Here is a 19,988-nt window from a genome sequence, read left to right as displayed (position 1 = left end):
CCCCGGGCGTATCCACGGCCGGGACGGTGGCATGGTGGAATCTCAGGAGGATCCCGACATGTCCGACTCGATATCCGACAGCGGTGACTGTACCGACGGGTCGGTGAAAACCGACTTCTCGGACGACCGCACGGCTGTCACCGAAGCCGAGGTGGAGGCCCTGGTCAAGGGCATCTGCTTCAAGACCGGCCCGCCCCGCACGCTCGGGGTCGAAGTGGAATGGCTGGTCCACGAGCTGCGCGGGCCGCAGCTCCCGGTGACATCCGAACGACTCGAAGCGGCCTACGCCGCACTGCGCACGGTGCCCCTGGGCTCGGCGCTCACCGTCGAACCCGGCGGCCAGCTGGAGCTCAGCTCGCCGCCCGCCGCCTCCCTCACGGAGTGCGTCGGCACCGTCTCCGCCGACCTGGACACCGTCCGCAAGGTCCTCGCCGAACAGGACCTCGGACTCGTGGGCGTCGGTCACGATCCCTGGCACACCCCCCGCCGCTTCCTGCGCGAGCCGCGCTACGACGCGATGGAGACGTGCCTGGACCGCACCGGCACCGCAGGGCGTCACATGATGTGCGCCTCGGCGTCCGTCCAGGTCTGCCTGGACGCCGGCCACGAGGAGCCCGGTCCGCTCGGGTACACCAGGCGCTGGTGGCTCGCCCACCAGCTCGGCCCGGTGCTGGTGGCCGCGTTCGCGAACTCCCCGCTGGTCGGGCACCGGCCCACCGGCTGGCTCTCCACCCGCCAGCTGCTGTGGATGGAGATCGGCGCGGGCCGCGCGGGCGGGCCCCCGCTGGACGGCGACCCGCGCACCGCCTGGGCCCGGCACGTCCTCGACGCACCGGTGATGTGCCTGCGGCGGGAGACGGGCCCCTGGGAGGTTCCCGAGGAACTGACCTTCCGGGCCTGGACCCGGTCCGGGACGCCCACCGGCGCGGATCTCGCGTACCACCTCACCACGCTGTTCCCGCCGGTCAGGCCGCGCGGTCATCTGGAGCTGCGGATGATCGACGCGCAGCCCGGCGACGACGGGTGGATCGTGCCGCTGGCGGTGACGGCGGCACTGTTCGAGGACCCGGAGGCCGCCGAGACCGCGTACCGGACGGTGAAACCGCTCGCCGAGCGGGCGGGGCCGCGGCCCGCCCCCAACAACCCGCTGTGGATCGACGCGGCCCGCACCGGGCTCCGCGACCCGGAGCTGCACGAGGCCGCCGTCGCCTGTTTCGCGGCGGCGCTGGAGGCCCTGCCGAGGATCGGCGCGAGCTCCGGGGTCATGGACGCGGTGGCGGCGTACCAGGACCGGTACGTGCTGCGGGGCCGCTGCCCGGCCGACGACCTGCTGGACCGACTGCGCGGCACGGCCGGTCGCGCCCAGGGGAAGGACATCAGCGCATGACCGAGACCGACGTCGACATCGATATCGAGACCCTGCGGGTGCGGGCACTGAAGTCCCTGACCACGGCCCGCGACCGCACCACGCTGCTGACCAGCTGCGTGGAGGGGCCCGACCTCACCGCCCAGCACTCCCCGCTGATGTCCCCGCTGGTCTGGGACCTCGCGCACATCGGCAACCAGGAGGAGCTCTGGCTGCTGCGCAACGTCGGCGGCCGGGAGGCGATGCGCCCGGAGATCGACAGCCTCTACGACGCCTTCGAACATCCGCGGTCCGAGCGGCCCTCGCTGCCGCTGCTGGCGCCCGCCGAGGCCCGGCAGTACGCGGCGGAGGTGCGCGGCCGGGCCCTGGACCTGCTGGAGGGCGCGGCGTTCAGCGGCACCCGGCTGACCGAGGCGGGCTTCGCCTTCGGGATGATCGCGCAGCACGAACAGCAGCACGACGAGACGATGCTGATCACCCATCAGCTCCGCACGGGCCCCCAGGCCCTGACCGCCCCGGACCCGGCTCCGGCGCCGCCGTTCACCGGCCCGGCCGAAGTCCTGGTCCCCGGCGGCCCGTTCACGATGGGCACCTCCACCGAGCCCTGGGCGCTGGACAACGAACGCCCCGCGCACCGGCGGGAGGTGGCGCCCTACTGGATCGACACCACCCCGGTGACCAACGGCCGGTACCTGGCGTTCATCGAGGACGGCGGCTACGAGGACGAGCGCTGGTGGACGCCCGAAGGCTGGGCGCACATCCGGCAGCACTCCATCTCCGCGCCGCAGTTCTGGCACCGGGAGGGCGGCCAGTGGCTGCGGCGCCGGTTCGGGGTCACGGAGGTCGTGCCGCCCGAGGAGCCGGTGCTGCACGTGTGCTGGTACGAGGCGGACGCCTACGCCCGCTGGGCCGGGCGCCGGCTGCCCACCGAGGCCGAGTGGGAGAAGGCCGCCCGGCACCACCCGGGCGAGAACCGGTCCCGGCGCTACCCGTGGGGCGACGCCGACCCGGCGCCGCACCACGCCAATCTCGGCCAGCGCCATCTGCGTCCGGCCCCGGCCGGCAGCTACCCGGAGGGCGAGTCCCCGCTCGGTGTACGGCAGTTGATCGGTGACGTGTGGGAGTGGACGTCCAGTGACTTCCTCCCCTATCCCGGCTTCAGCGCCTTCCCGTACAAGGAGTACTCGGAGGTGTTCTTCGGCCCCGAGTACAAGGTGCTGCGCGGCGGTTCGTTCGCCGTGGACCAGGTGGCCTGCCGGGGGACGTTCCGCAACTGGGACTACCCGATCCGGCGGCAGATCTTCTCCGGTTTCCGCACCGCGCGTTCGGCGGAGGCTGCCTGATGTGCCGTCACCTGGCCTGCCTCGGACCCGAGGAGCCGCTCGGCCGGCTCCTCGTGGAGCCCGAGCACTCCCTCTACCGGCAGTCGTGGGCACCCCGGCGGCAGCGGTACGGGACGGTCAACGCGGACGGCTTCGGGGTGGGCTGGTACGCCCCGGACGATCCGCAGCCGGCCCGCTACCGGCGGGCCGGGCCGATCTGGGCCGACCAGTCCTTCGCCGACCTGGCCCGGGTCGTGCGCACCGGCGCGCTGCTGGCCGCCGTCCGGGACGCCACCCTGGCGGGCGCGGACGCGGAGGCCGCGGCGGCGCCGTTCGCGGCGGGCCGCTGGCTGTTCAGCCACAACGGGGCGGTCCCCGGCTGGCCGCAGTCGCTGGCGCCGCTCGTCCCGCTGCTGCCCCCGGCCGACCTGCTGTCGATGGAGGCCCGCACCGACTCGGCGTTCGTCTGGGCGCTGGCCCTGCACCGGCTGCGGTCCGGTACGGAGCCGGGCCCGGCCCTTGCCGAAACGGTTCAGCAGGTGGCCGAGGCGGCGCCCGCGGCCCGGCTCAACCTCCTCCTCACCGACGGCGAGACCATCACCGCCACCGCGTGGGGCGACAGTCTCCACTACCTCGCGGAACCCGGCCTGCGCACCGTCGTCGCCTCCGAGCCGTACGACGACGACCCGCGCTGGCAGGAGGTCCCCGACCGCACGCTGCTCACCGCGAGCCGCGCGGGCGTCGTCCTCACGCCCGTCGACAACCCGGTCGAGGACCTGGCATCGGTACCACCTAAGGAGCCTTGTACGTGAGTCCCTTCCGTGTCACCCGCACCCTTCCCGAGGACGCGACGGACGCCGCGCTGCGCGCCGATGTCCTGACCGGCCTCACCGCCACGCCCAAGACGCTGCCGCCGAAGTGGTTCTACGACGCCCGGGGCAGCGAACTGTTCGACCAGATCACCGAGTTGCCCGAGTACTACCCGACCCGGGCCGAGCGGGAGATCCTGCGCGCCCGGTCCGGCGAGATCGCCGCCGCGAGCGGTGCCCGCACCCTGGTGGAGCTGGGCTCGGGCTCCTCCGAGAAGACCCGCCTGCTCATCGACGCGCTCACCGGCCTCGAGGTGTACGTCCCGGTCGACGTCAGCGAGAGTGCGCTCACGCAGGCCGGCGAGGCGCTCGGCACGGAGCGGCCGGGGCTGTCCGTGCACGCCCTGATCGCCGACTTCACCGGCCGGCTGGAGCTGCCCGAGACGCCGGGGCCCCGGCTGCTGGTGTTCCTCGGCGGCACGATCGGCAACCTGCTGCCCGCCGAGCGGGCGGTGTTCCTGGCCTCGGTGCGCCGGCGGCTCGCGCCCGGCGACGCGCTGCTGCTCGGCACCGACCTGGTCAAGGACGAGGGGGTGCTGGTCCGGGCGTACGACGACGCGGCCGGGGTGACGGCCGAGTTCAACAAGAACGTCCTCGCCGTCGTCGACCGGGAGCTGGACGCCGACTTCGACCCGGACGCGTTCGACCACGTCGCCCTGTGGGACGCGCGGAACGAGTGGATCGAGATGCGGCTGCGCTCCCGGGTGGCGCAGACCGTGAAGGTGCCCGCGCTCGATCTGGCCGTGGACTTCGCGGCGGGCGAGGAGCTGCGCACCGAGGTGTCGGCGAAGTTCCGGCGGGACGGCGTCACCGCCGAGCTGGCCGGTGCGGGGCTGGAGCTGACGCATTGGTGGACCGACGCGCAGGAGCGCTTCGCGCTGTCGCTGAGCGTGGCTCGCTGAGCGGTCCGCCCTGGCTCCGCTGGAAGTGCCGCGCCATGTCGTCGGTCGTCTGCGGCGCCGTCGTGGCTGGTCGCGCCCACGCGGCGGTGGCCGCACATGCAATGCGGCCCCGCGCCCCTTCGGGGCGCTCAGCCGAAGTCCGGTGCGAGTAGTTCGGTGATGCGTCGGGAGGCGCGGCGGGCCTCGGTCGCGGGGTCCGCCCCGTCGAGCACCTTGGTCATGTAGCCCTTGATCGGGTTGTCGGCCTCCACCGCGGGCCAGTCCGGGGTGTGGGGGGTCGCTCGCCCCCGTGCGGCACCCGCCGCCATGGCGGCGACCCCCTCCTCCCCGGCCACCGCGCCCGCCAGCGTGGTCTTGTTGGGCACGTAGTTCATGGTGCGGGCCAGGTCGGTGTCCCACTTGGCGCCGGTCAGCGCACCGACGACGGCCGTCGCGTCGTAGGGCCGGTCGGTGTTCTGCGGTACGACGAGGTCCGAGCCGCCGGTGAAGACGGCACCGGGGTGGGCCGCGGTGAGCCCCGGCACCGGGAAGTAGCCGATCTCGTCCTTCAGTTCGGGATTCTCCTGCGCGATGGACTGGGCGAGGCCGGGTACCGCGACGATCTGCGCGACCTGTCCGCCCGCGAACACCTGGGCCTGGGGCGGGTGTTCCTCGTCGGCGTCGACGGGCCCCCTGCCGAGGGCCTGGAGTCGCCGGTAGAAGTCCATCCCGCGCAGCGCGGCCGGGCTGTCGAGGGTGCCCTTCCACTCGGCGTCCGTCTCCCGGGCGAGGTCTCCGCCCTCGTCCCAGATGAACCCGGAGAGGGTGTACCAGTCCTGTCCGGCGAGGTAGATCCCCTGGTCGCCACCCGAGTTGAGCTTCTCGGTGTCGGCCAGCCACTGCTCGCGGGTCTTCGGCGGCGAGGTGATCCCCGCCTTCCGGAACAGGTCCTTGCGGTAGATGACGACCCGGTTGGCGGCGTACCAGGGAATGCCGTACTGGCGGGAGTCGTCCGAGCCGGGCTCGGCGAGGCCGGGCAGCCAGTGCTCCTTGCCCCAGTCGCGCATCGACTCCAGGGTGAGGTCGGTGAGCCGGCCGTCCTCGACGTACTCCGGGACCTGGGTGTTGCCGACCTCGATGACATCGGGCGCGTCGTCGGAATCGCTCTTCAGCGCGGCCTGCACCTTGTCCACGATGCCGGTCCAGTCCTGGATGCGGATGTCCAGGCGGATGTCCTTGTGGGTGCGCTCGAAGTCGGCGGTGAACCGGTGCAGGAAGTCCGCCGAGGCGCTGTTCCGCATCAGCCAGACCGTGACCGTGTGGCGCCCACCCCCTTCGCCCGGCAGGACTCCACAGGCGCTCAGCAGGGCGGCGGACACACAGGCGAGGGCGAGCGGGCGGCGATGTCTCACGGGGGTTCCTGTTCTGTCTGGCGGACAGGCGAAGAGGCCCGACGTGGGGGAACGAGCACCGGGGCTCGTACGGGTGTACGGGATTTTGGTATGGACCAATACGGAGGGTCAAGGGCTGTAGGCATTTCGGAACCGACGCCTCGCGCTCCGCTTCCGGATGCGGCACCGTGGAGTGACGACGAGAGGAGCTTCCCGATGACGAACCACACCTACCGGGTCACCGAGATCGTCGGCACCTCGCACGAGGGCATCGACCAGGCCATCCGCAACGGTGTCGCACGCGCCAACCAGACCCTGCGCAACCTGGACTGGTTCGAGGTCACGCAGGTCAGGGGCCAGATCGAGAACGGTCAGATCGAGCACTACCAGGTGGGCCTGAAGGTGGGCTTCCGCATCGACGAAGAGGGCTGACGCCGTACCGTCAGGTCCGCCCCTCCCCCTCCTGGGCCTGTTCCAGCGCGGCCGGGCGATCGGCCCAGCGGGCCCTTACGACGGTGAACCCGGCCCGTTCGGCGGCGTCGCACACCGGCTCGTCGTCATCGACCAGGAAGCGGACCGAACGCCCTTCCGCGAGCCGGCGCAGGATCTCCAGCTTGGGGTGCCGGGCGGGCCTGCGGTCGGCGTTGCGCCGCATGTGCACGCGCCCCTCCGGCAGCCCGTGGGCGGCGAGCCAGTCGAGCGTGTCACGCCGGCAGCTCGGGGCGCCCGATGAGATAGACGATCTCGCACTCCTCGGCGCTCGCCACGGCCAGCGCGATCCCCTCGGCGATCGGCGGGTCGTGCGGCGCGGCCGCGAAGAACGCGTCCCAGTCCCGGGGCCTGCTCTCCAGGAACCGCTGCCGGTGCGCGGTGTCGGCACGGGTGTTGTCGATGTCGAACACGGCGATCGGACGGCTGCTGCTCTCTGTCACGCGGCAACCCTGGAACGCGACTCGCCCGGCGGTTCGGCCCGGTGGGAATCCCGTGGCCGCGCGGCTGTTGAACCCTGTGTGAACGCAGCCATCGCCCGGACCCGGTTCTCCGTCCTCGACCGCTCCCGCACCCGGGAGGGGCACGCGCCCGGTGAGGCGCTGCGGGACACGGTGGCGCTGGCGCGGGAGGTGGAGGCGCTCGGGTACCACCGCTTCTGGGTGTCGGAGCACCACGGGGTGCCCGGGGTCGCCGGATCGGCACCGACCGTGCTGGCCGCCGCCGTGGCCGCCGCGACCCGGACCATCCGGGTCGGGACCGGCGGCGTCATGCTGCCCAACCACCAGCCGCTGGTCGTGGCCGAGCAGTTCGGCGTGCTGGAGTCGCTCCACCCGGGGCGGATCGACATGGGGCTCGGCCGGTCGGTGGGCTTCACCGACGGCGTGCGCAAAGCGCTGGGACGCGGCAAGGGCGACGCCGAGGACTTCGCGGCGCAGCTCGGCGAGCTGCTCGGCTGGTTCGAGGGGACCTCGCCGACCGGGGTGCGGGCCCGCCCGGCGGAGGGGCTGCGCGTGCCGCCGTTCGTGCTGGCGATGGGCGAGGGCGCGGACATCGCGGCCCGGGCCGGGCTGCCCATGGTCATCGGCGACCTCCGGGGCCGCGAGAAGATGCGGCGCGGGATCGACCGCTACCGCGACCGCTTCCGGCCCTCCCCGTGGGCGGCCGAGCCGTACGTCGTGATCTCCGGAACGGTCGCCGTCGCCGACACCCCCGAGGCGGCACACCGGCTGCTCGTCCCGGAGGCCTGGTCGATGGCGTACTCCCGCACCCACGGCGCGTTCCCGCCGCTGCCCCCGGCCGAGGCCGTCGAGGCCCGGACGATGACCGCGAAGGAACGCGGCTTCTACGAGTCCGGGCTCACCGGGCACATCGCCGGCACCGAGGACCGGGTCGCCCACGAGCTGGAGACGGTCCTGAAGGAAACCGGTGCCGACGAGGTGCTGGTCACCACGAGTACGTACGACCGCGCGGCACTGCTGGACTCGTACCGGCGGCTGGCCGGGATCGTCGCCTCCTGACCGGACCGGTCGGAACGTGGGCCCGGACCGGTCAGACCGTGGCCGGCTTGTCGGAGCGGATCACGATCTCGCCGTTCGCCGCGTCCACCACCGCCCGCTCGCCCGCCACGAGTTGGCCGGAGAGCAGCAGGTCGGCGAGGCGGTCGTCGACCTCGCGCTGGATGGTGCGGCGCAGCGGACGGGCGCCGAAGTCCGGCTCGTGGCCGAGGTTGGCGAGCAACACGGCCGCCGCGTCGGTGACTTCGAGGGTGACGTCCTGGGCGCGCAGCCGGCTCCGGGTGTGCTCCAGGAGCAGGTCGACGATCTCGCGCAGCTGGGTGCGGTCCAGGCCGCGGAAGACGATGATCTCGTCGATGCGGTTGAGGAACTCCGGACGGAAGTGCTGCTGGAGGGCCGGCATGACCGCCTCGCGGACCTTGCTGTAGTCCTCCGTGCCGGCGGCCAGGATGCGGTCGGCGCCGATGTTCGACGTCATGATGACGACGGTGTTCTTGAAGTCGACGGTTCGTCCTTGGGCGTCGGTGAGGCGGCCGTCGTCGAGGAGCTGGAGCAGGGTGTTGAAGACGTCCGGGTGCGCCTTCTCCACCTCGTCGAGGAGCAGCACGGCGTACGGCTGCCTGCGCACCGCCTCGGTGAGCTGGCCGGCCTCTTCGTGCCCGACGTATCCGGGCGGGGCGCCGACCAGCCGGGAGACCGTGTGGCGCTCCTGGAACTCGCTCATGTCGAGGCGGATCATGCGGGTCTCGTCGCCGAAGAGGGCGGCGGCCAGGACGCGGGCCAGTTCGGTCTTGCCGACGCCGGTCGGACCGAGGAAGAGGAAGCTGCCGACGGGGCGGTGGGGGTCGCTCATGCCGGCACGGGCGCGGCGGACCGCGCGGGCGACGGCGGTGATCGCCTCGTCCTGGCCGACGACCCGCTCGTGGAGGTGCTCCTCCAGCTTCATCAGCCGCTCCCGCTCCTCCTCGGTGAGCTGGGCGACCGGGATGCCGGTGGTGCGGGAGACGACCTCGGCGATGTCCTCGGCGGTGACCTTGGGCGCGTGTTCCTCGGCGGTGCCGGCCTGTTCCAGCTCGGCCTCGGTCGCCTTGATGCGGTCGCGGAGCTCCTTGGCCCGCTCGTACTCCTCGTCGGCGACGGCCTGGTCCTTCTCCCGGTTAAGGGCGGCGACCCGGTCCTCGATGTCCCGGGTGTCTGTGGGCGGGGTCTTGGAGCGCAGCCGTACCCGGGCCGCCGCCTGGTCCATCAGGTCGATGGCCTTGTCGGGCAGGAACCGGGAGGTGATGTACCGGTCGGACAGCTCTGCCGCCGCGACCACCGCCTCGTCGGTGATGCGGACCTGGTGGTGGGCCTCGTAGCGGTCGCGCAGGCCGCGCAGGATCTCGATGGTGTCGTCGACGGTGGGCTCGCCGACCAGGATGGGCGCGAACCGGCGTTCCAGGGCCGCGTCCTTCTCGATGTGCTTGCGGTACTCGTCGACGGTGGTCGCGCCGATGAGGTGCAGTTCACCGCGGGCGAGGGCGGGTTTGAGGATGTTGCCCGCGTCGAGGGATCCCTCCCCGCCGCCGCCCGCACCGACGACCGTGTGCAGCTCGTCCAGGAACAGCACGAGTTCGTTGCCGTGCTCGCGGACCTCGTCGAGCAGCTTCTTCAGCCGCTCCTCGAACTCGCCCCGGTACTTGGTGCCGGCCACCATCCCGGCCAGGTCCAGGGAGACCAGCCGCTTGCCCTCAAGGGTCTTGGGCACGTCCCCGGCGACGATCCGCTGCGCGATGCCCTCCACGATGGCGGTCTTGCCGACCCCCGGGTCACCGATCAGGACCGGGTTGTTCTTGCTGCGCCGGGAGAGCACCTCGATGGTCTGCTCGACCTCCTCGTCCCGCCCGATCACCGGGTCCAGGCGCCCGGCCCGGGCGTCCTCGGTGAGGTCACGGCCGTACTCGTCGATGGTCGGCGTGGTGCTGGGCTTCCTGCGCTCCGCCGCGCCCTCGGCCGGCATCCTGGTCGGCTCCCAGCCGCTGTCGCCGAGCGCCCGCCCGGCCGCCGACTCCGGGTTCGCGGCGAGTGCGCGCAGCAGGTGCTCGGGGCCGATGTAGGAGGCGCCCTCGGCGCGGGAGATCTGGTAGGCGTCGAGGAGGGCGCGTTTCGCGGCCGGGGTGAGGGCGGTGGGCTCGGTCCTCTCACCGCCGCCGTGCCCAGCGGTGAGCCGCTCCCGTAGCTGGTCGGGGTCGGCGCCCGCCTCGGTGAGCAGCCGCCGGGTGGAGTCGTGGGCGGTGGCGGCGGCCAGCAGATGCCGGGCGTCCAGTTCCTCGCTGCCCTCGACGGCCGCGAGGTCGCGGGCCTGCGCGACCAGTTCCCGGGCCCGTTCGGACAGCAGGCTGCCGATGTCGACGCGCTGCGGCCGGCGGGGCTGGGCACCCGCCCCCGAGCCGCCGAAGAAGCGGGACATCAGCTCGTCGAACTCCTCGAAGGGACTGCGTCCGAATCCGAAACCGGAAGTGCTCATGGGGCCGGGCCTTTCTGCGGACGGCTGTGCGGGGCGGCGCCGCGGGGCGGCTGCGCGAGAGCCTCTCCGGAAGGCTCTGCGATCGGCGGCAATCCGCGTCTTCCAAGCTCGCACAGGCGCGCCGGGCCCGCACGGGGACGGCCGCCGAGATGCGGACGGCGCCCGGGCCGGTGACGCTGGGGGTTGGAACCCGCAACCAGCGAGGAGGGCTGCCATGTCCATGCTGGACAAGCTCAAGGGGATGCTCAAGGGCCACGAGGACCAGGCCAAACAGGGCGTCCAAAAGGGCGGCGACATGATCGACCAGCGGACCGGGAACAAGTACCAGTCCCAGGTCGACATGGGCCAGAAGCAGGCCGACGACTACATCGAGCGGGAGCGGAGGCAGGGCGACCCTCCGCAGTAGAGAGCTGCCCGGGCTAGGATCGCGGGGTTTGTCCCTGCCCCGCGAGCCGCCCGTCACGGAGTGTCCGTCCGATGCACAGCCCCCACGACCCGTACGTCCGCGTGCGTGGCGCCCGTGAGCACAACCTCAAGGGCGTCGACGTGGACATCCCCCGGGACGTGCTGGCCGTCTTCACGGGCGTGTCCGGCTCGGGGAAGTCGTCCCTGGCGTTCGGCACGATCTACGCCGAGGCCCAGCGGCGCTACTTCGAGTCGGTCGCGCCGTACGCGCGCCGGCTGATCCACCAGGTCGGGGCGCCGAAGGTCGCCGGGATCAGCGGGCTGCCGCCGGCGGTCTCGCTGCAGCAGCGCCGCTCGGCCCCCACCTCCCGCTCCTCGGTCGGCACGGTCACCAACCTCTCCAACTCCCTGCGCATGCTGTTCTCGCGCGCCGGGGACTGTCCGCCGGGCGCCGAACGGCTCGATTCCGACGCGTTCTCCCCCAACACGGCGGCGGGCGCCTGCCCCGAGTGCCACGGACTGGGCCGGGTGCACCGGACGACCGAGGCGTCGCTCGTCCCCGACCCGTCGCTGTCCATCCGCGAGGGCGCGATCGCCGCCTGGCCGGGCGCCTGGCAGGGCAAGAACCTGCGGGACATCCTGGACGCGCTCGGCCACGACGTCGACCGGCCGTGGCGCGAACTGCCCGCCGAGCAGCGCGAGTGGATCCTCTTCACCGACGAGCAGCCGGTGGTCACCGTGCACCCGGTCCGGGACGCCGACCGCATCCAACGCCCGTACCAGGGCACGTACATGAGCGCCCGCCGGTACGTGCTGAAGACCTTCTCCGATTCCAAGAGCCCGACGCTGCGGGCGAGGGCGGAGCGGTTCCTGACCAGTGCGCCCTGTCCGGTGTGCGGCGGCAGCAGGCTGCGGCCGGAGGCCCTCGCCGTGACCTTCGCAGGCCGTACGATCGCGGACCTCGTCGCGCTGCCGCTGACGGAGCTGTCCCAGCTCCTCGGCGAGCAGGGCGGGTCGGAGACCGTGCGGGTCCTCACCGCGGACCTCACCTCCCGCATCGCCCCCGTCGTCGAGCTGGGCCTCGGCTATCTCAGCCTCGACCGGGCCACGCCCACCCTCTCCGCGGGCGAGCTCCAACGCCTGCGCCTGGCCACCCAGTTGCGCTCCGGGCTCTTCGGTGTCGTCTACGTCCTGGACGAGCCGTCGGCCGGGCTGCACCCGGCGGACACCGAGGCGCTGCTGGCGGTGCTGGAGCGGCTGAAGGCGGCCGGGAACTCGGTGTTCGTGGTGGAGCACCACCTCGACGTGGTGCGCGGCGCCGACTGGCTGGTGGACGTGGGTCCTCGGGCCGGCGAGCACGGCGGCGAGGTGCTGCACAGCGGACCGGTGGCGGAGCTGGCCGGGGTCGCGGAGTCTGCCACCGCCCGCTACCTGTTCGCGCGGGATCCCGTCCCGCCACGCCGGCCGCGGCCCGCCCAGGACTGGCTGACGGTCGGCCCGGTGACCCGGCACAACCTGCGCGCGGTCACCGCCGAGTTCCCGCTCGGTGTCCTCACCGCCGTCACCGGGGTGTCCGGCTCCGGCAAGTCGACGCTGATCGGCGAGATCACCGAGGAGCCGGCCGAGGTCGGCCGCCTGGTCTCCGTCGACCAGAAGCCGATCGGCCGCACCCCGCGGTCCAACCTGGCCACCTACACCGGCCTGTTCGACGTCGTACGGAAGGTGTTCGCGGGGACCGAGAAGGCACGGGAAAGTGGTTACGGCGTCGGGCGGTTCTCCTTCAACGTGGCCGGGGGCCGCTGCGAGACCTGTCAGGGCGAGGGGTTCGTCAGTGTGGAGCTGCTGTTCCTGCCGAGCACCTACGCGCCGTGCCCGGACTGCGACGGGGCGCGCTACAACCCCCCGACGCTCGAAGTGACGTACCGGGGGCGGAACATCGCCGAGGTGCTGGACCTGACCGTGGCGGGCGCGGCGGAGTTCTTCGCGGACACCCCCGCCGTCGCGCGCAGCCTGGCCACACTGCTCGACGTGGGCCTCGGCTATCTGCGACTCGGGCAGCCCGCAACGGAGTTGTCCGGCGGCGAGGCCCAGCGCATCAAGCTGGCCGGTGAGTTGCAGCACGGGCGGCGCGGCCACACGCTCTATCTGCTCGACGAGCCGACGACGGGACTGCATCCGGCCGATGTCGAGGTGCTGATGCGGCAGTTGCACGGGCTGGTCGACGCCGGGCACACGGTCGTGGTGGTCGAGCACGACATGACGGTGGTGGCGGACGCCGACTGGGTGATCGACCTGGGGCCGGGCGGCGGGGACCGGGGCGGGCGGATCGTCGCGGCGGGCCCGCCGGCCGAGGTCGCCCGGGCCGGGGGCAGCGTCACCGCGCCCTATCTGTCCCGTTGCCTGCCCTGAGGGTCTTCAGGAACGCTTCAGGTTGCCCCGGAACCTTGGGCGCATGCACGGACACCACCCCCGCACCCCCGAAGCCGAGCGCAGCCGCCGCTGGTTCATGAACAAGGCGCTGCTCGCCGGCGGTGTCGCCGCGCTGGCGACCATGACCGGCTGCTCCGACGGCTCGTCGAACGCGTCGAGTTCGCCCTCCGGAGGCCCGAACGGCGGCATGCCCTCGGGCGGCCCCGGCGGCATGGGCCCCGGCCAGACCGAGGTCAAGTACAAGGACTTCACGGGCCTCACCACGGACGGCAGGACCGTCGACGACCTGTACTCGATCCACTCCACCGGCGTCTCCACGGACAAGGTCGTCAAGGCTGCGCAGGCGTTCCTGGACGGTCTCAGCGCGAAGGAGCGCACGTCCTGCACCTTCGATGTGGCCGACGACGAGTGGCTGGCCTGGAGCAACGTCGACGGCTACGAGCGCAAGGGTGTCCGGATGGGCGACATCACGGACAGGAAGCGGGAGCTGGGCTACGCACTGCTCGGGGCCGCGCTGTCCGCGAAGGGTCTCACCCAGACCCGCAACATCATGAAGCTCAACCAGTTCCTCGGCGACTACAACGGCGGCAACCGGGAGACCCTCACCAAGGGCGCCTACTTCTTCACCTTCATGGGCACCCCGTCGACCGGCAAGCCGTGGGGCTTCCAGTTCGAGGGCCACCATGTCGCCATCAACTACTTCGTCCTCGGCGACCAGGTCGTGATGACGCCGACCTTCATGGGCTCCGAGCCGACCTCGGCCACCTACAAGGGCGAGAAGATCACCCTCTTCAAGCCGGAGACCAGGGCCGGTCTGGCCCTGCTGCGCTCCCTCACCTCGGGGCAGCGCGCCAAGGTGATCGACTCCAAGGTGAGCAAGTCCGGCACGGACATGAAGGCGGGCGCCGGCTCCGACAACCTCAAGCTCGCCTACCAGGGCCTGCCCGGCTACGAGCTCACCTCGGCACAGCAGGACAAGCTCCTCGACCTGGTCCGGGTGTACGTCGGCTACATGGACCACGGGCACGCGGGGGTGAAGATGAAGGAGGTCGAGAAGTACCTGGACAAGACCTACTTCTACTGGCTGGGCGAGACCAAGGACACCTCGGCCTTCTACTACCGGGTGCACAGCCCGGTCGTGCTCATCGAGTACGACGCCCAGTCCCCGCTCGCCTACGGCACGAAGACCGGCACCGGCGGCGGCCGGCCCTCAGGACAGCCCTCGGGCCGGCCCACCGGCCAGATGACCGGCCGGCCCACCGGCGGTATGCCCTCCGGCGGGCCGGGCGGCGGCGGTGGCATGGGCGGCCCGAACGGCACGCCGACGCAGCAGCACATCCACACCGTCATCCGCACGCCCAACGGCGGCGACTACGGTGTCGACCTGCTCAGGCTCCACTTGGAGACCGACCACTGAGAGGCCCGCTCGGGGCTCACCAGAGCCGCGTGCGTCCAGGCCGGCTCGTGGGTCACCGGCTGGGCGGCGCGGGCGAGGGTACGACGGTCCGGGTGGCTGCCGGCCGCTATCAGCGGCCGTACGTCCACCTCGGCCACCAGGCCGCGGGTCGACACCACTCGCCAGAGGGAGGCCAGCAGCGTGTCCGCGCCGACATAGGCGGGCACGGTGCTGGCCGCTCCCGCTTCCAGCCGGTAGTGCAGCCGCACCGGCTGCACGGGCGCGCCGGCGTCCAGCGCGGCCTGGAAGACGGCCCGCCGGAACCGCCCCTGGGCCCGGCCGCACCAGGTGCTGCCCTCCGGGAAGGCGACCACCGCGGCGCCCTCCCGCAGCGCCCCCGCTATCCGGCCGACCGTGTCCGGCAAAGCGCGCAGCCGGTCCCGGTCGATGAACAGCGCCCCGGCCCCGGCCACGAGGGCGCCGGCCACCGGCCATTCGCGGATCTCCTTCTTGGCGAGCATCCGCGCCGGCCGCACGGCGGCCAGCAGCGGGATGTCCATCCAGGAGATGTGGTTGGCGACGAGCAGCACCCCGCCGGTGCCCGGAGCGCTCCCGGTGATCCGGACCTGGACCCCGGCCGCCCGGACGAGCGTCCGGGAGAACCGCCGCACCCACTCGGTGGGTATCCGCCCGCCGAGCGGCAGCAGCGCTATGGCCACGAGCATCAGAGTCACGACCGCGGCGAACCGCAGCACGGCCCGCGGCAGGGTCGTGAGGGATCCCGCACGCTCCACGCACGCGCCCGGGGTGCAGGGCGCGCTGGGCAGCCAGACGCTCATCAGGCCGGGACGAGCGAGAGGAAGTGCCGCAGATAGCGCGCGTTGACGCGGCGCATCGACAGCAGCACGTACATGTCGGCGACCCCGAAGTCCGGGTCGTGCGCGGGCTCCCCGCACACCCAGGCGCCGAGGCGGAGGTAACCGCGCAGCAGGGCGGGCAGCTCGGTACGGCCTTCGGGGGCCGGCACGCCGGGAACCCAGGGGTTCAGCGGCCGCACCCGGAACTCCTCCGGCGCGAGGTGCTTGGCCTGGACCTTGTCCCAGGTGGCGGCGGCGAGGGCGCCGCCGTCGGCGAGCGGGACGGAGCAGCAGCCGGCCAGCCACTCGTGGCCGCGGTCGACCATGTACCGGGCTATGCCGGCCCAGATCAGGCCGATGACGGCACCGTCGCGGTGGGCGGGGTGCACGCAGGAGCGGCCGACCTCGACCAGGCCGGAGCGGATGGGGGCGAGCGTGCTCAGGTCGAACTCGCCCTCGGAGTACAGGCGGCCGGCGACCGCGGCGCGCTCCGGTGGCAGCAGCCGGTAGGTGCCGACGACCTCGCCGGTGAGGGCCTCGCGGATGAGGAGGTGGTCGCAGTACGCGTCGAAGGCGTCCACGTCCAGTCCCGGCTCCGGCCCGTCGAGCCGGGCGCCCATCTCTCCGGCGAACACCTGGTAGCGCAGCCGCTGTGCGGCCCGGACGTCGTCCTCGTCAAGGGCGAGCTGCACCAGGTAGCCGGAATCCCCGGCTGGGGCGGCGAGAGCGGGGGGTGAGGCGGGCATGGCGGTCATGGAGGTCTCCTGCGCCGAGCGGAAGCTGAGGAAATCTGCACCTGCTTTCTTCCGTGGCAGGCTGGACTCGGCGTGACATGTGCGGGACCCGTGGATGTGCGACTGCTGAATGCCGGGGGTCGGACCGTTTCCGGTCACTCACAGACGCCCGAGAGTAACCCTGCCGTGATCAAACGGCCGTAAAGAACGCGAGACGGGGCCGGAGAGCACCAACCCCGACCCCGCCCGTCCGCACCTCTCGGCGAACGTCTTTCACTTGTCAGCGCCCCGCACACCAGCGCCCCGTCAGGGGCGCGGGGCTGCATGTGCTATGCGACTGCCGCCGCGTGGGCGCGACCAGCCCCCACGGCGCCGCACCCCGCAACGGCGCTACCGCTTCCCGGCCTTGCGGGCAGCCCGCAGCCACTCCTTGTTCATGCTCGTGATGGACACCAGCGGAATCCCCTTCGGACAGGCCGTCGCGCACTCGCCCGTCAACGTGCACCCCCCGAACCCCTCCGCATCCATCTGCCCCACCATGTCCAGCACCCGCGTCTCCCGCTCGGGCGCCCCCTGCGGCAGCACGTTCAGGTGATTCACCTTGGCGGACGTGAACAGCATCGCCGCCCCGTTCGGGCAGGCCGCGACACACGCCCCGCACCCGATGCACTCCGCGTGCTCGAACGCGAAGTCGGCGTCGGCCTTCGGCACCGCCGTCGCGTGGGCCTCCGGCGCGGCCCCGGTCGGCGCGGTGATGTACCCGCCGGCCTGGATGATCCGGTCGAACGCCGACCGGTCCACCACCAGGTCCTTGATCACCGGGAACGCGGAGGCCCGCCACGGCTCGATGTCGATCGTGTCGCCGTCCTTGAAGGACCGCATGTGCAGCTGGCAGGTGGTGGTGCGCTCCGGTCCGTGCGCGTCCCCGTTGATCACCAGGGAGCACGCGCCGCAGATGCCCTCGCGGCAGTCGTGGTCGAAGGCGACCGGGTCCTCGCCGCGCAGGATGAGTTCCTCGTTGAGGGTGTCGAGCATCTCCAGGAAGGACATGTCGGAGGAGATGCCGTCCACCTCGTACGTGGACATCGCGCCGTCGGCGTCGGCGTTCTTCTGCCGCCAGACGCGCAGGGTGAGCTTCATGCGTAGCTCCGCTGGGTGGGGTGGACGTACTCGAAGACCAGGTCTTCCTTGTGCAGGACCGGGGCGTCCCCGGTGCCGGTGAACTCCCAGGCGGCCGCGTACGCGAACTCGTCGTCCTTGCGGGCGGCCTCGCCGTCGGGCGTCTGGGACTCCTCCCGGAAGTGGCCGCCGCAGGACTCGGCGCGGTGCAGCGCGTCGAGGCACATCAGCTCGGCGAGTTCCAGGTAGTCGACGATGCGGTTGGCCTTCTCCAGGGACTGGTTGAACTCCTCGCCGGTCCCCGGCACCTTGATCCGCCGCCAGAACTCCTCCCGGATCTGCGGGATCCGTTCGAGTGCCTTGCGCAGACCGGCGTCCGTGCGGGCCATGCCGCAGAACTCCCACATGAGTTCGCCGAGTTCGCGGTGGAAGGAGTCCGGCGTACGGTCGCCGTCGACCGACAGCAGCAGGTTCAGCCGGTCCTCGGTCTCGGCCAGCACCTCCTGGACGACGGGGTGCTGGGCCGTCACCGCCTCCTGGTGGGGGTTGCGGGCGAGGTAGTCGTTGATGGTGGCCGGGAGGACGAAGTAGCCGTCGGCCAGGCCCTGCATCAGCGCACTCGCGCCGAGCCGGTTGGCGCCGTGGTCGGAGAAGTTGGCCTCGCCGACCGCGAACAGGCCGGGGACGGTGGTCTGGAGGTCGTAGTCGACCCACAGGCCGCCCATCGTGTAGTGCACGGCGGGGTAGATCCGCATCGGCACCTCGTACGGGTCCTCGTCCGTGATCCGCTGGTACATGTCGAAGAGGTTGCCGTACTTCGCCTCGACGGCCTTCCGCCCCATCCGCCTGATCGCGTCGGCGAAGTCCAGATAGACACCCTGCCCGCCCGGGCCGACGCCCCGGCCCTCGTCGCAGACGTTCTTCGCGGCACGGGAGGCGATGTCGCGCGGGACCAGGTTGCCGAAGGACGGGTAGATGCGCTCCAGGTAGTAGTCGCGCTCGTCCTCGGGGATCCGGTTCGCGGGCCGGGTGTCGCCCTTGGCCTTGGGCACCCAGATCCGGCCGTCGTTGCGCAGCGACTCGCTCATCAGGGTCAGCTTGGACTGGTGGTCGCCGGTGCGCGGGATGCAGGTGGGGTGGATCTGCGTGAAACAGGGGTTGGCGAAGTAGGCGCCGCGCCGGTGCGCCCGCCAGATCGCGGTGGCGTTGGAGTTCATGGCGTTCGTCGACAGGTAGAAGACGTTGCCGTAGCCGCCGCTGGCGAGGACGACGGCGTCCGCGAAGTACGTGTCGATCCTGCCGGTGATCAGGTCCCGGGCCACGATCCCGCGCGCCCGGCCGTCGACGACGATCACGTCGAGCATCTCGGTGCGCGGGTGCATCTCCACGTTCCCGGCGGCGATCTGCCTGCTGAGCGCCTGGTAGGCGCCGAGCAGCAGCTGCTGGCCCGTCTGGCCGCGGGCGTAGAAGGTGCGGGACACCTGGACGCCGCCGAAGGACCGGGTGTCGAGCAGGCCGCCGTACTCACGCGCGAACGGCACGCCCTGCGCCACGCACTGGTCGATGATCTCGACGGAGATCTGTGCCAGGCGGTGGACGTTGGACTCGCGGGCCCGGAAGTCGCCGCCCTTGACGGTGTCGTAGAACAGCCGGTGGACGGAGTCGCCGTCGTTGCGGTAGTTCTTCGCCGCGTTGATACCGCCCTGCGCGGCGATGGAGTGGGCGCGGCGCGGCGAGTCCTGGTAGCAGAACTGGACGACGTGGTAGCCCTGTTCGGCGAGGGTGGCGCCGGCGGATCCGCCGGCCAGGCCGGTGCCGACGACGATCACCGTGTGCTTGCGCCGGTTGGCGGGGTTGACCAGCTTGGCCTCGAAACGGCGCCTGTCCCAGCGTTCGGCGACCGGGCCGGCGGGGGCCTTGCCGTCGGCGACCGCTTCACCGGTCGTGTAGTTCACGTATTCGGTCATGTTCAGCTCACCACTCCGGTCATGACACCCACGGGTACGGCGATGAAACCGGCCGTGAGCAGCAGCGCGAGGACGTTGGCCGTGGCCTTGAGGGCGCGGTCGCGGGTGCGGCTGCCGGCGCCGAGGGTCTGGGCGGCGCTCCAGAAGCCGTGCCGCACGTGCAGGCCGAGCGCGAGCATCGCGACGATGTAGATGACGTCGCCGTACCAGGTGGAGAAGGTGTCCACGACGTTCTGGTACGGATGGCCCTCCTGGAAGCCGCCGGAGTGCACGGTGCCGGTGGTCAGGTCGAGGATGTGCCAGACGATGAACAGGCCGAGGATGATCCCGCCCCAGCGCATCGTGCGGGTGGCGTAGCTGGCCCGGGGCCTGCCGTGCACGTACTTGGTGGGGCGGGCCTTGATGTCGCGGCGGCTGAGCTGGTAGGCGGAGGTGGCGTGGGCGACCACGGCGACGACCAGGACGATCCTGATGAGCCAGAGCGTCCACTCGTAGTGCATGAACGGTTCGCCGATGGTGCGCAGCCAGTGGGCGTAGTGGTTGAACTCGCCCGCCCCGAAGTAGATCTTCAGGTTCCCGATCATGTGGACGACCAGGTAGAGCAGCATGATCAGGCCGCTCACGGCCATCACCGTCTTCTTGCCGACGGAGCTGTCCCACATCGTGCGCGCCATGGACGGCCGTCGGTCCGTCCGCGTTGCCAGAGCCATGGGGACGACGCTAAGGCCGGATGACCCGA

At 71.9% G+C, this 19,988-nt stretch carries 16 protein-coding genes and 1 pseudogene; 9 read left to right on the top strand and 8 right to left on the bottom strand.

Annotation, left to right across the window (positions count from 1 at the left end; all coding sequences use genetic code 11):
* The first annotated feature begins 58 nt into the window (after positions 1–58).
* From egtA to egtD, 4 genes are read left to right on the top strand one after another with little or no spacing between them, the layout of a single operon-like run.
* Positions 59–1,387: an ergothioneine biosynthesis glutamate--cysteine ligase EgtA gene (egtA, locus tag ACFY6U_RS24610; protein WP_390041455.1), complete on the top strand. Its 1,329-nt coding sequence runs from the start codon at positions 59–61 to the stop codon at positions 1,385–1,387.
* Positions 1,384–2,709 carry an ergothioneine biosynthesis protein EgtB gene (egtB, locus tag ACFY6U_RS24605; RefSeq protein WP_390041453.1) on the top strand — a complete coding sequence of 442 codons (1,326 nt, stop codon included), beginning with the start codon at positions 1,384–1,386 and terminating at the stop codon, positions 2,707–2,709. Before egtA ends, egtB begins: the two co-directional genes overlap by 4 nt.
* Positions 2,709–3,500 carry an ergothioneine biosynthesis protein EgtC gene (gene egtC, locus ACFY6U_RS24600; RefSeq protein WP_351500279.1) on the top strand — a complete coding sequence of 264 codons (792 nt, stop codon included), beginning with the start codon at positions 2,709–2,711 and terminating at the stop codon, positions 3,498–3,500. Before egtB ends, egtC begins: the two co-directional genes overlap by 1 nt.
* Positions 3,497–4,459 carry an L-histidine N(alpha)-methyltransferase gene (egtD, locus tag ACFY6U_RS24595; RefSeq protein ID WP_390041451.1) on the top strand — a complete coding sequence of 321 codons (963 nt, stop codon included), beginning with the start codon at positions 3,497–3,499 and terminating at the stop codon, positions 4,457–4,459. The genes egtC and egtD overlap by 4 nt, the downstream gene beginning before the upstream one ends.
* A 128-nt stretch (positions 4,460–4,587) precedes the next feature.
* Here egtD and ACFY6U_RS24590 read toward each other — a convergent pair whose 3' ends face one another.
* Positions 4,588–5,850, bottom strand: a complete 1,263-nt coding sequence (locus ACFY6U_RS24590) for an extracellular solute-binding protein (RefSeq protein WP_390041449.1) — start codon at positions 5,848–5,850, stop codon at positions 4,588–4,590.
* Positions 5,851–6,045: 195 nt separating this feature from the next.
* Here ACFY6U_RS24590 and ACFY6U_RS24585 point away from each other — a divergent pair, with 195 nt between their 5' ends.
* Positions 6,046–6,261, top strand: coding sequence for a dodecin (locus tag ACFY6U_RS24585; RefSeq protein ID WP_293996087.1), 216 nt, complete (start codon positions 6,046–6,048; stop codon positions 6,259–6,261).
* A 10-nt stretch (positions 6,262–6,271) separates the two neighbouring features.
* On the opposite strand, the pseudogene ACFY6U_RS24580 reads toward ACFY6U_RS24585, so the two are convergent.
* A pseudogene (locus ACFY6U_RS24580) lies at positions 6,272–6,761 on the bottom strand (hypothetical protein).
* Between the two features lie 78 nt (positions 6,762–6,839).
* On the opposite strand from ACFY6U_RS24580, the gene ACFY6U_RS24575 reads away from it, so the two are divergent.
* The gene (locus ACFY6U_RS24575) at positions 6,840–7,838 is read left to right on the top strand and encodes an LLM class flavin-dependent oxidoreductase (RefSeq protein ID WP_390041447.1); all 999 of its coding nucleotides are present in this window, start codon (positions 6,840–6,842) and stop codon (positions 7,836–7,838) included.
* 31 nt (positions 7,839–7,869) lie between these two features.
* Here the strand turns inward: ACFY6U_RS24575 and ACFY6U_RS24570 are convergent, their stop codons facing one another.
* On the bottom strand, positions 7,870–10,341 hold the full coding sequence (locus ACFY6U_RS24570; RefSeq protein WP_390041445.1) for an ATP-dependent Clp protease ATP-binding subunit: 2,472 nt from the start codon (positions 10,339–10,341) through the stop codon (positions 7,870–7,872).
* 214 nt (positions 10,342–10,555) lie between these two features.
* Between ACFY6U_RS24570 and ACFY6U_RS24565 the strand changes: the two genes are divergently transcribed.
* The 3 genes from ACFY6U_RS24565 (at position 10,556) to ACFY6U_RS24555 (ending at position 14,593) form a co-directional block, all read left to right on the top strand.
* On the top strand, positions 10,556–10,747 hold the full coding sequence (locus ACFY6U_RS24565) for an antitoxin (protein ID WP_390041443.1): 192 nt from the start codon (positions 10,556–10,558) through the stop codon (positions 10,745–10,747).
* Between the two features lie 71 nt (positions 10,748–10,818).
* Complete coding sequence (locus ACFY6U_RS24560; protein ID WP_390041441.1) at positions 10,819–13,155, top strand: ATP-binding cassette domain-containing protein; 2,337 nt, start codon at positions 10,819–10,821, stop codon at positions 13,153–13,155.
* 43 nt (positions 13,156–13,198) lie between these two features.
* On the top strand, positions 13,199–14,593 hold the full coding sequence (locus ACFY6U_RS24555; RefSeq protein WP_390041439.1) for a DUF3500 domain-containing protein: 1,395 nt from the start codon (positions 13,199–13,201) through the stop codon (positions 14,591–14,593).
* Here the strand turns inward: ACFY6U_RS24555 and ACFY6U_RS24550 are convergent.
* From ACFY6U_RS24550 to ACFY6U_RS24530, 5 genes are all read right to left on the bottom strand, one after another.
* Positions 14,548–15,411, bottom strand: coding sequence for a lysophospholipid acyltransferase family protein (locus tag ACFY6U_RS24550; protein ID WP_390041437.1), 864 nt, complete (start codon positions 15,409–15,411; stop codon positions 14,548–14,550). The two genes, ACFY6U_RS24555 and ACFY6U_RS24550, sit on opposite strands and share 46 nt — an antisense overlap.
* Complete coding sequence (locus ACFY6U_RS24545; RefSeq protein ID WP_390041435.1) at positions 15,411–16,184, bottom strand: GNAT family N-acetyltransferase; 774 nt, start codon at positions 16,182–16,184, stop codon at positions 15,411–15,413. Before ACFY6U_RS24545 ends, ACFY6U_RS24550 begins: the two co-directional genes overlap by 1 nt.
* Positions 16,185–16,553: 369 nt before the next feature.
* Positions 16,554–17,303, bottom strand: coding sequence for a succinate dehydrogenase/fumarate reductase iron-sulfur subunit (locus ACFY6U_RS24540; RefSeq protein WP_390041433.1), 750 nt, complete (start codon positions 17,301–17,303; stop codon positions 16,554–16,556).
* Entirely contained in the window at positions 17,300–19,249 is a 1,950-nt protein-coding gene (locus tag ACFY6U_RS24535; protein ID WP_390041431.1) for a fumarate reductase/succinate dehydrogenase flavoprotein subunit, read from the bottom strand. The genes ACFY6U_RS24540 and ACFY6U_RS24535 overlap by 4 nt, the downstream gene beginning before the upstream one ends.
* Positions 19,250–19,251: 2 nt before the next feature.
* Complete coding sequence (locus tag ACFY6U_RS24530; protein ID WP_390041771.1) at positions 19,252–19,923, bottom strand: succinate dehydrogenase; 672 nt, start codon at positions 19,921–19,923, stop codon at positions 19,252–19,254.
* Between the last annotated feature and the right edge of the window lie 65 nt (positions 19,924–19,988).

This window comes from Streptomyces sp. NPDC013157, assembly GCF_042899865.1.
Lineage (GTDB): Bacteria > Actinomycetota > Actinomycetes > Streptomycetales > Streptomycetaceae > Streptomyces.
Note: the sequence above shows the minus strand (reverse complement) of the source record. Positions and strands in the feature narration are given on the sequence as shown.

Coding starts and splice junctions, on each gene's coding strand:
- ACFY6U_RS24565 (WP_390041443.1), top strand. CDS start 10,556: ATGTCCATGCTGGACAAGCTCAAGGGGATGCTCAAGGGCCACGAGGAC.
- ACFY6U_RS24555 (WP_390041439.1), top strand. CDS start 13,199: ATGCACGGACACCACCCCCGCACCCCCGAAGCCGAGCGCAGCCGCCGC.
- ACFY6U_RS24585 (WP_293996087.1), top strand. CDS start 6,046: ATGACGAACCACACCTACCGGGTCACCGAGATCGTCGGCACCTCGCAC.
- ACFY6U_RS24560 (WP_390041441.1), top strand. CDS start 10,819: ATGCACAGCCCCCACGACCCGTACGTCCGCGTGCGTGGCGCCCGTGAG.
- egtA (WP_390041455.1), top strand. CDS start 59: ATGTCCGACTCGATATCCGACAGCGGTGACTGTACCGACGGGTCGGTG.
- ACFY6U_RS24535 (WP_390041431.1), bottom strand. CDS start 19,249: ATGACCGAATACGTGAACTACACGACCGGTGAAGCGGTCGCCGACGGC.
- egtC (WP_351500279.1), top strand. CDS start 2,709: ATGTGCCGTCACCTGGCCTGCCTCGGACCCGAGGAGCCGCTCGGCCGG.
- ACFY6U_RS24570 (WP_390041445.1), bottom strand. CDS start 10,341: ATGAGCACTTCCGGTTTCGGATTCGGACGCAGTCCCTTCGAGGAGTTC.
- ACFY6U_RS24550 (WP_390041437.1), bottom strand. CDS start 15,411: ATGAGCGTCTGGCTGCCCAGCGCGCCCTGCACCCCGGGCGCGTGCGTG.
- ACFY6U_RS24545 (WP_390041435.1), bottom strand. CDS start 16,184: ATGACCGCCATGCCCGCCTCACCCCCCGCTCTCGCCGCCCCAGCCGGG.
- egtB (WP_390041453.1), top strand. CDS start 1,384: ATGACCGAGACCGACGTCGACATCGATATCGAGACCCTGCGGGTGCGG.
- ACFY6U_RS24540 (WP_390041433.1), bottom strand. CDS start 17,303: ATGAAGCTCACCCTGCGCGTCTGGCGGCAGAAGAACGCCGACGCCGAC.
- ACFY6U_RS24530 (WP_390041771.1), bottom strand. CDS start 19,923: ATGGCGCGCACGATGTGGGACAGCTCCGTCGGCAAGAAGACGGTGATG.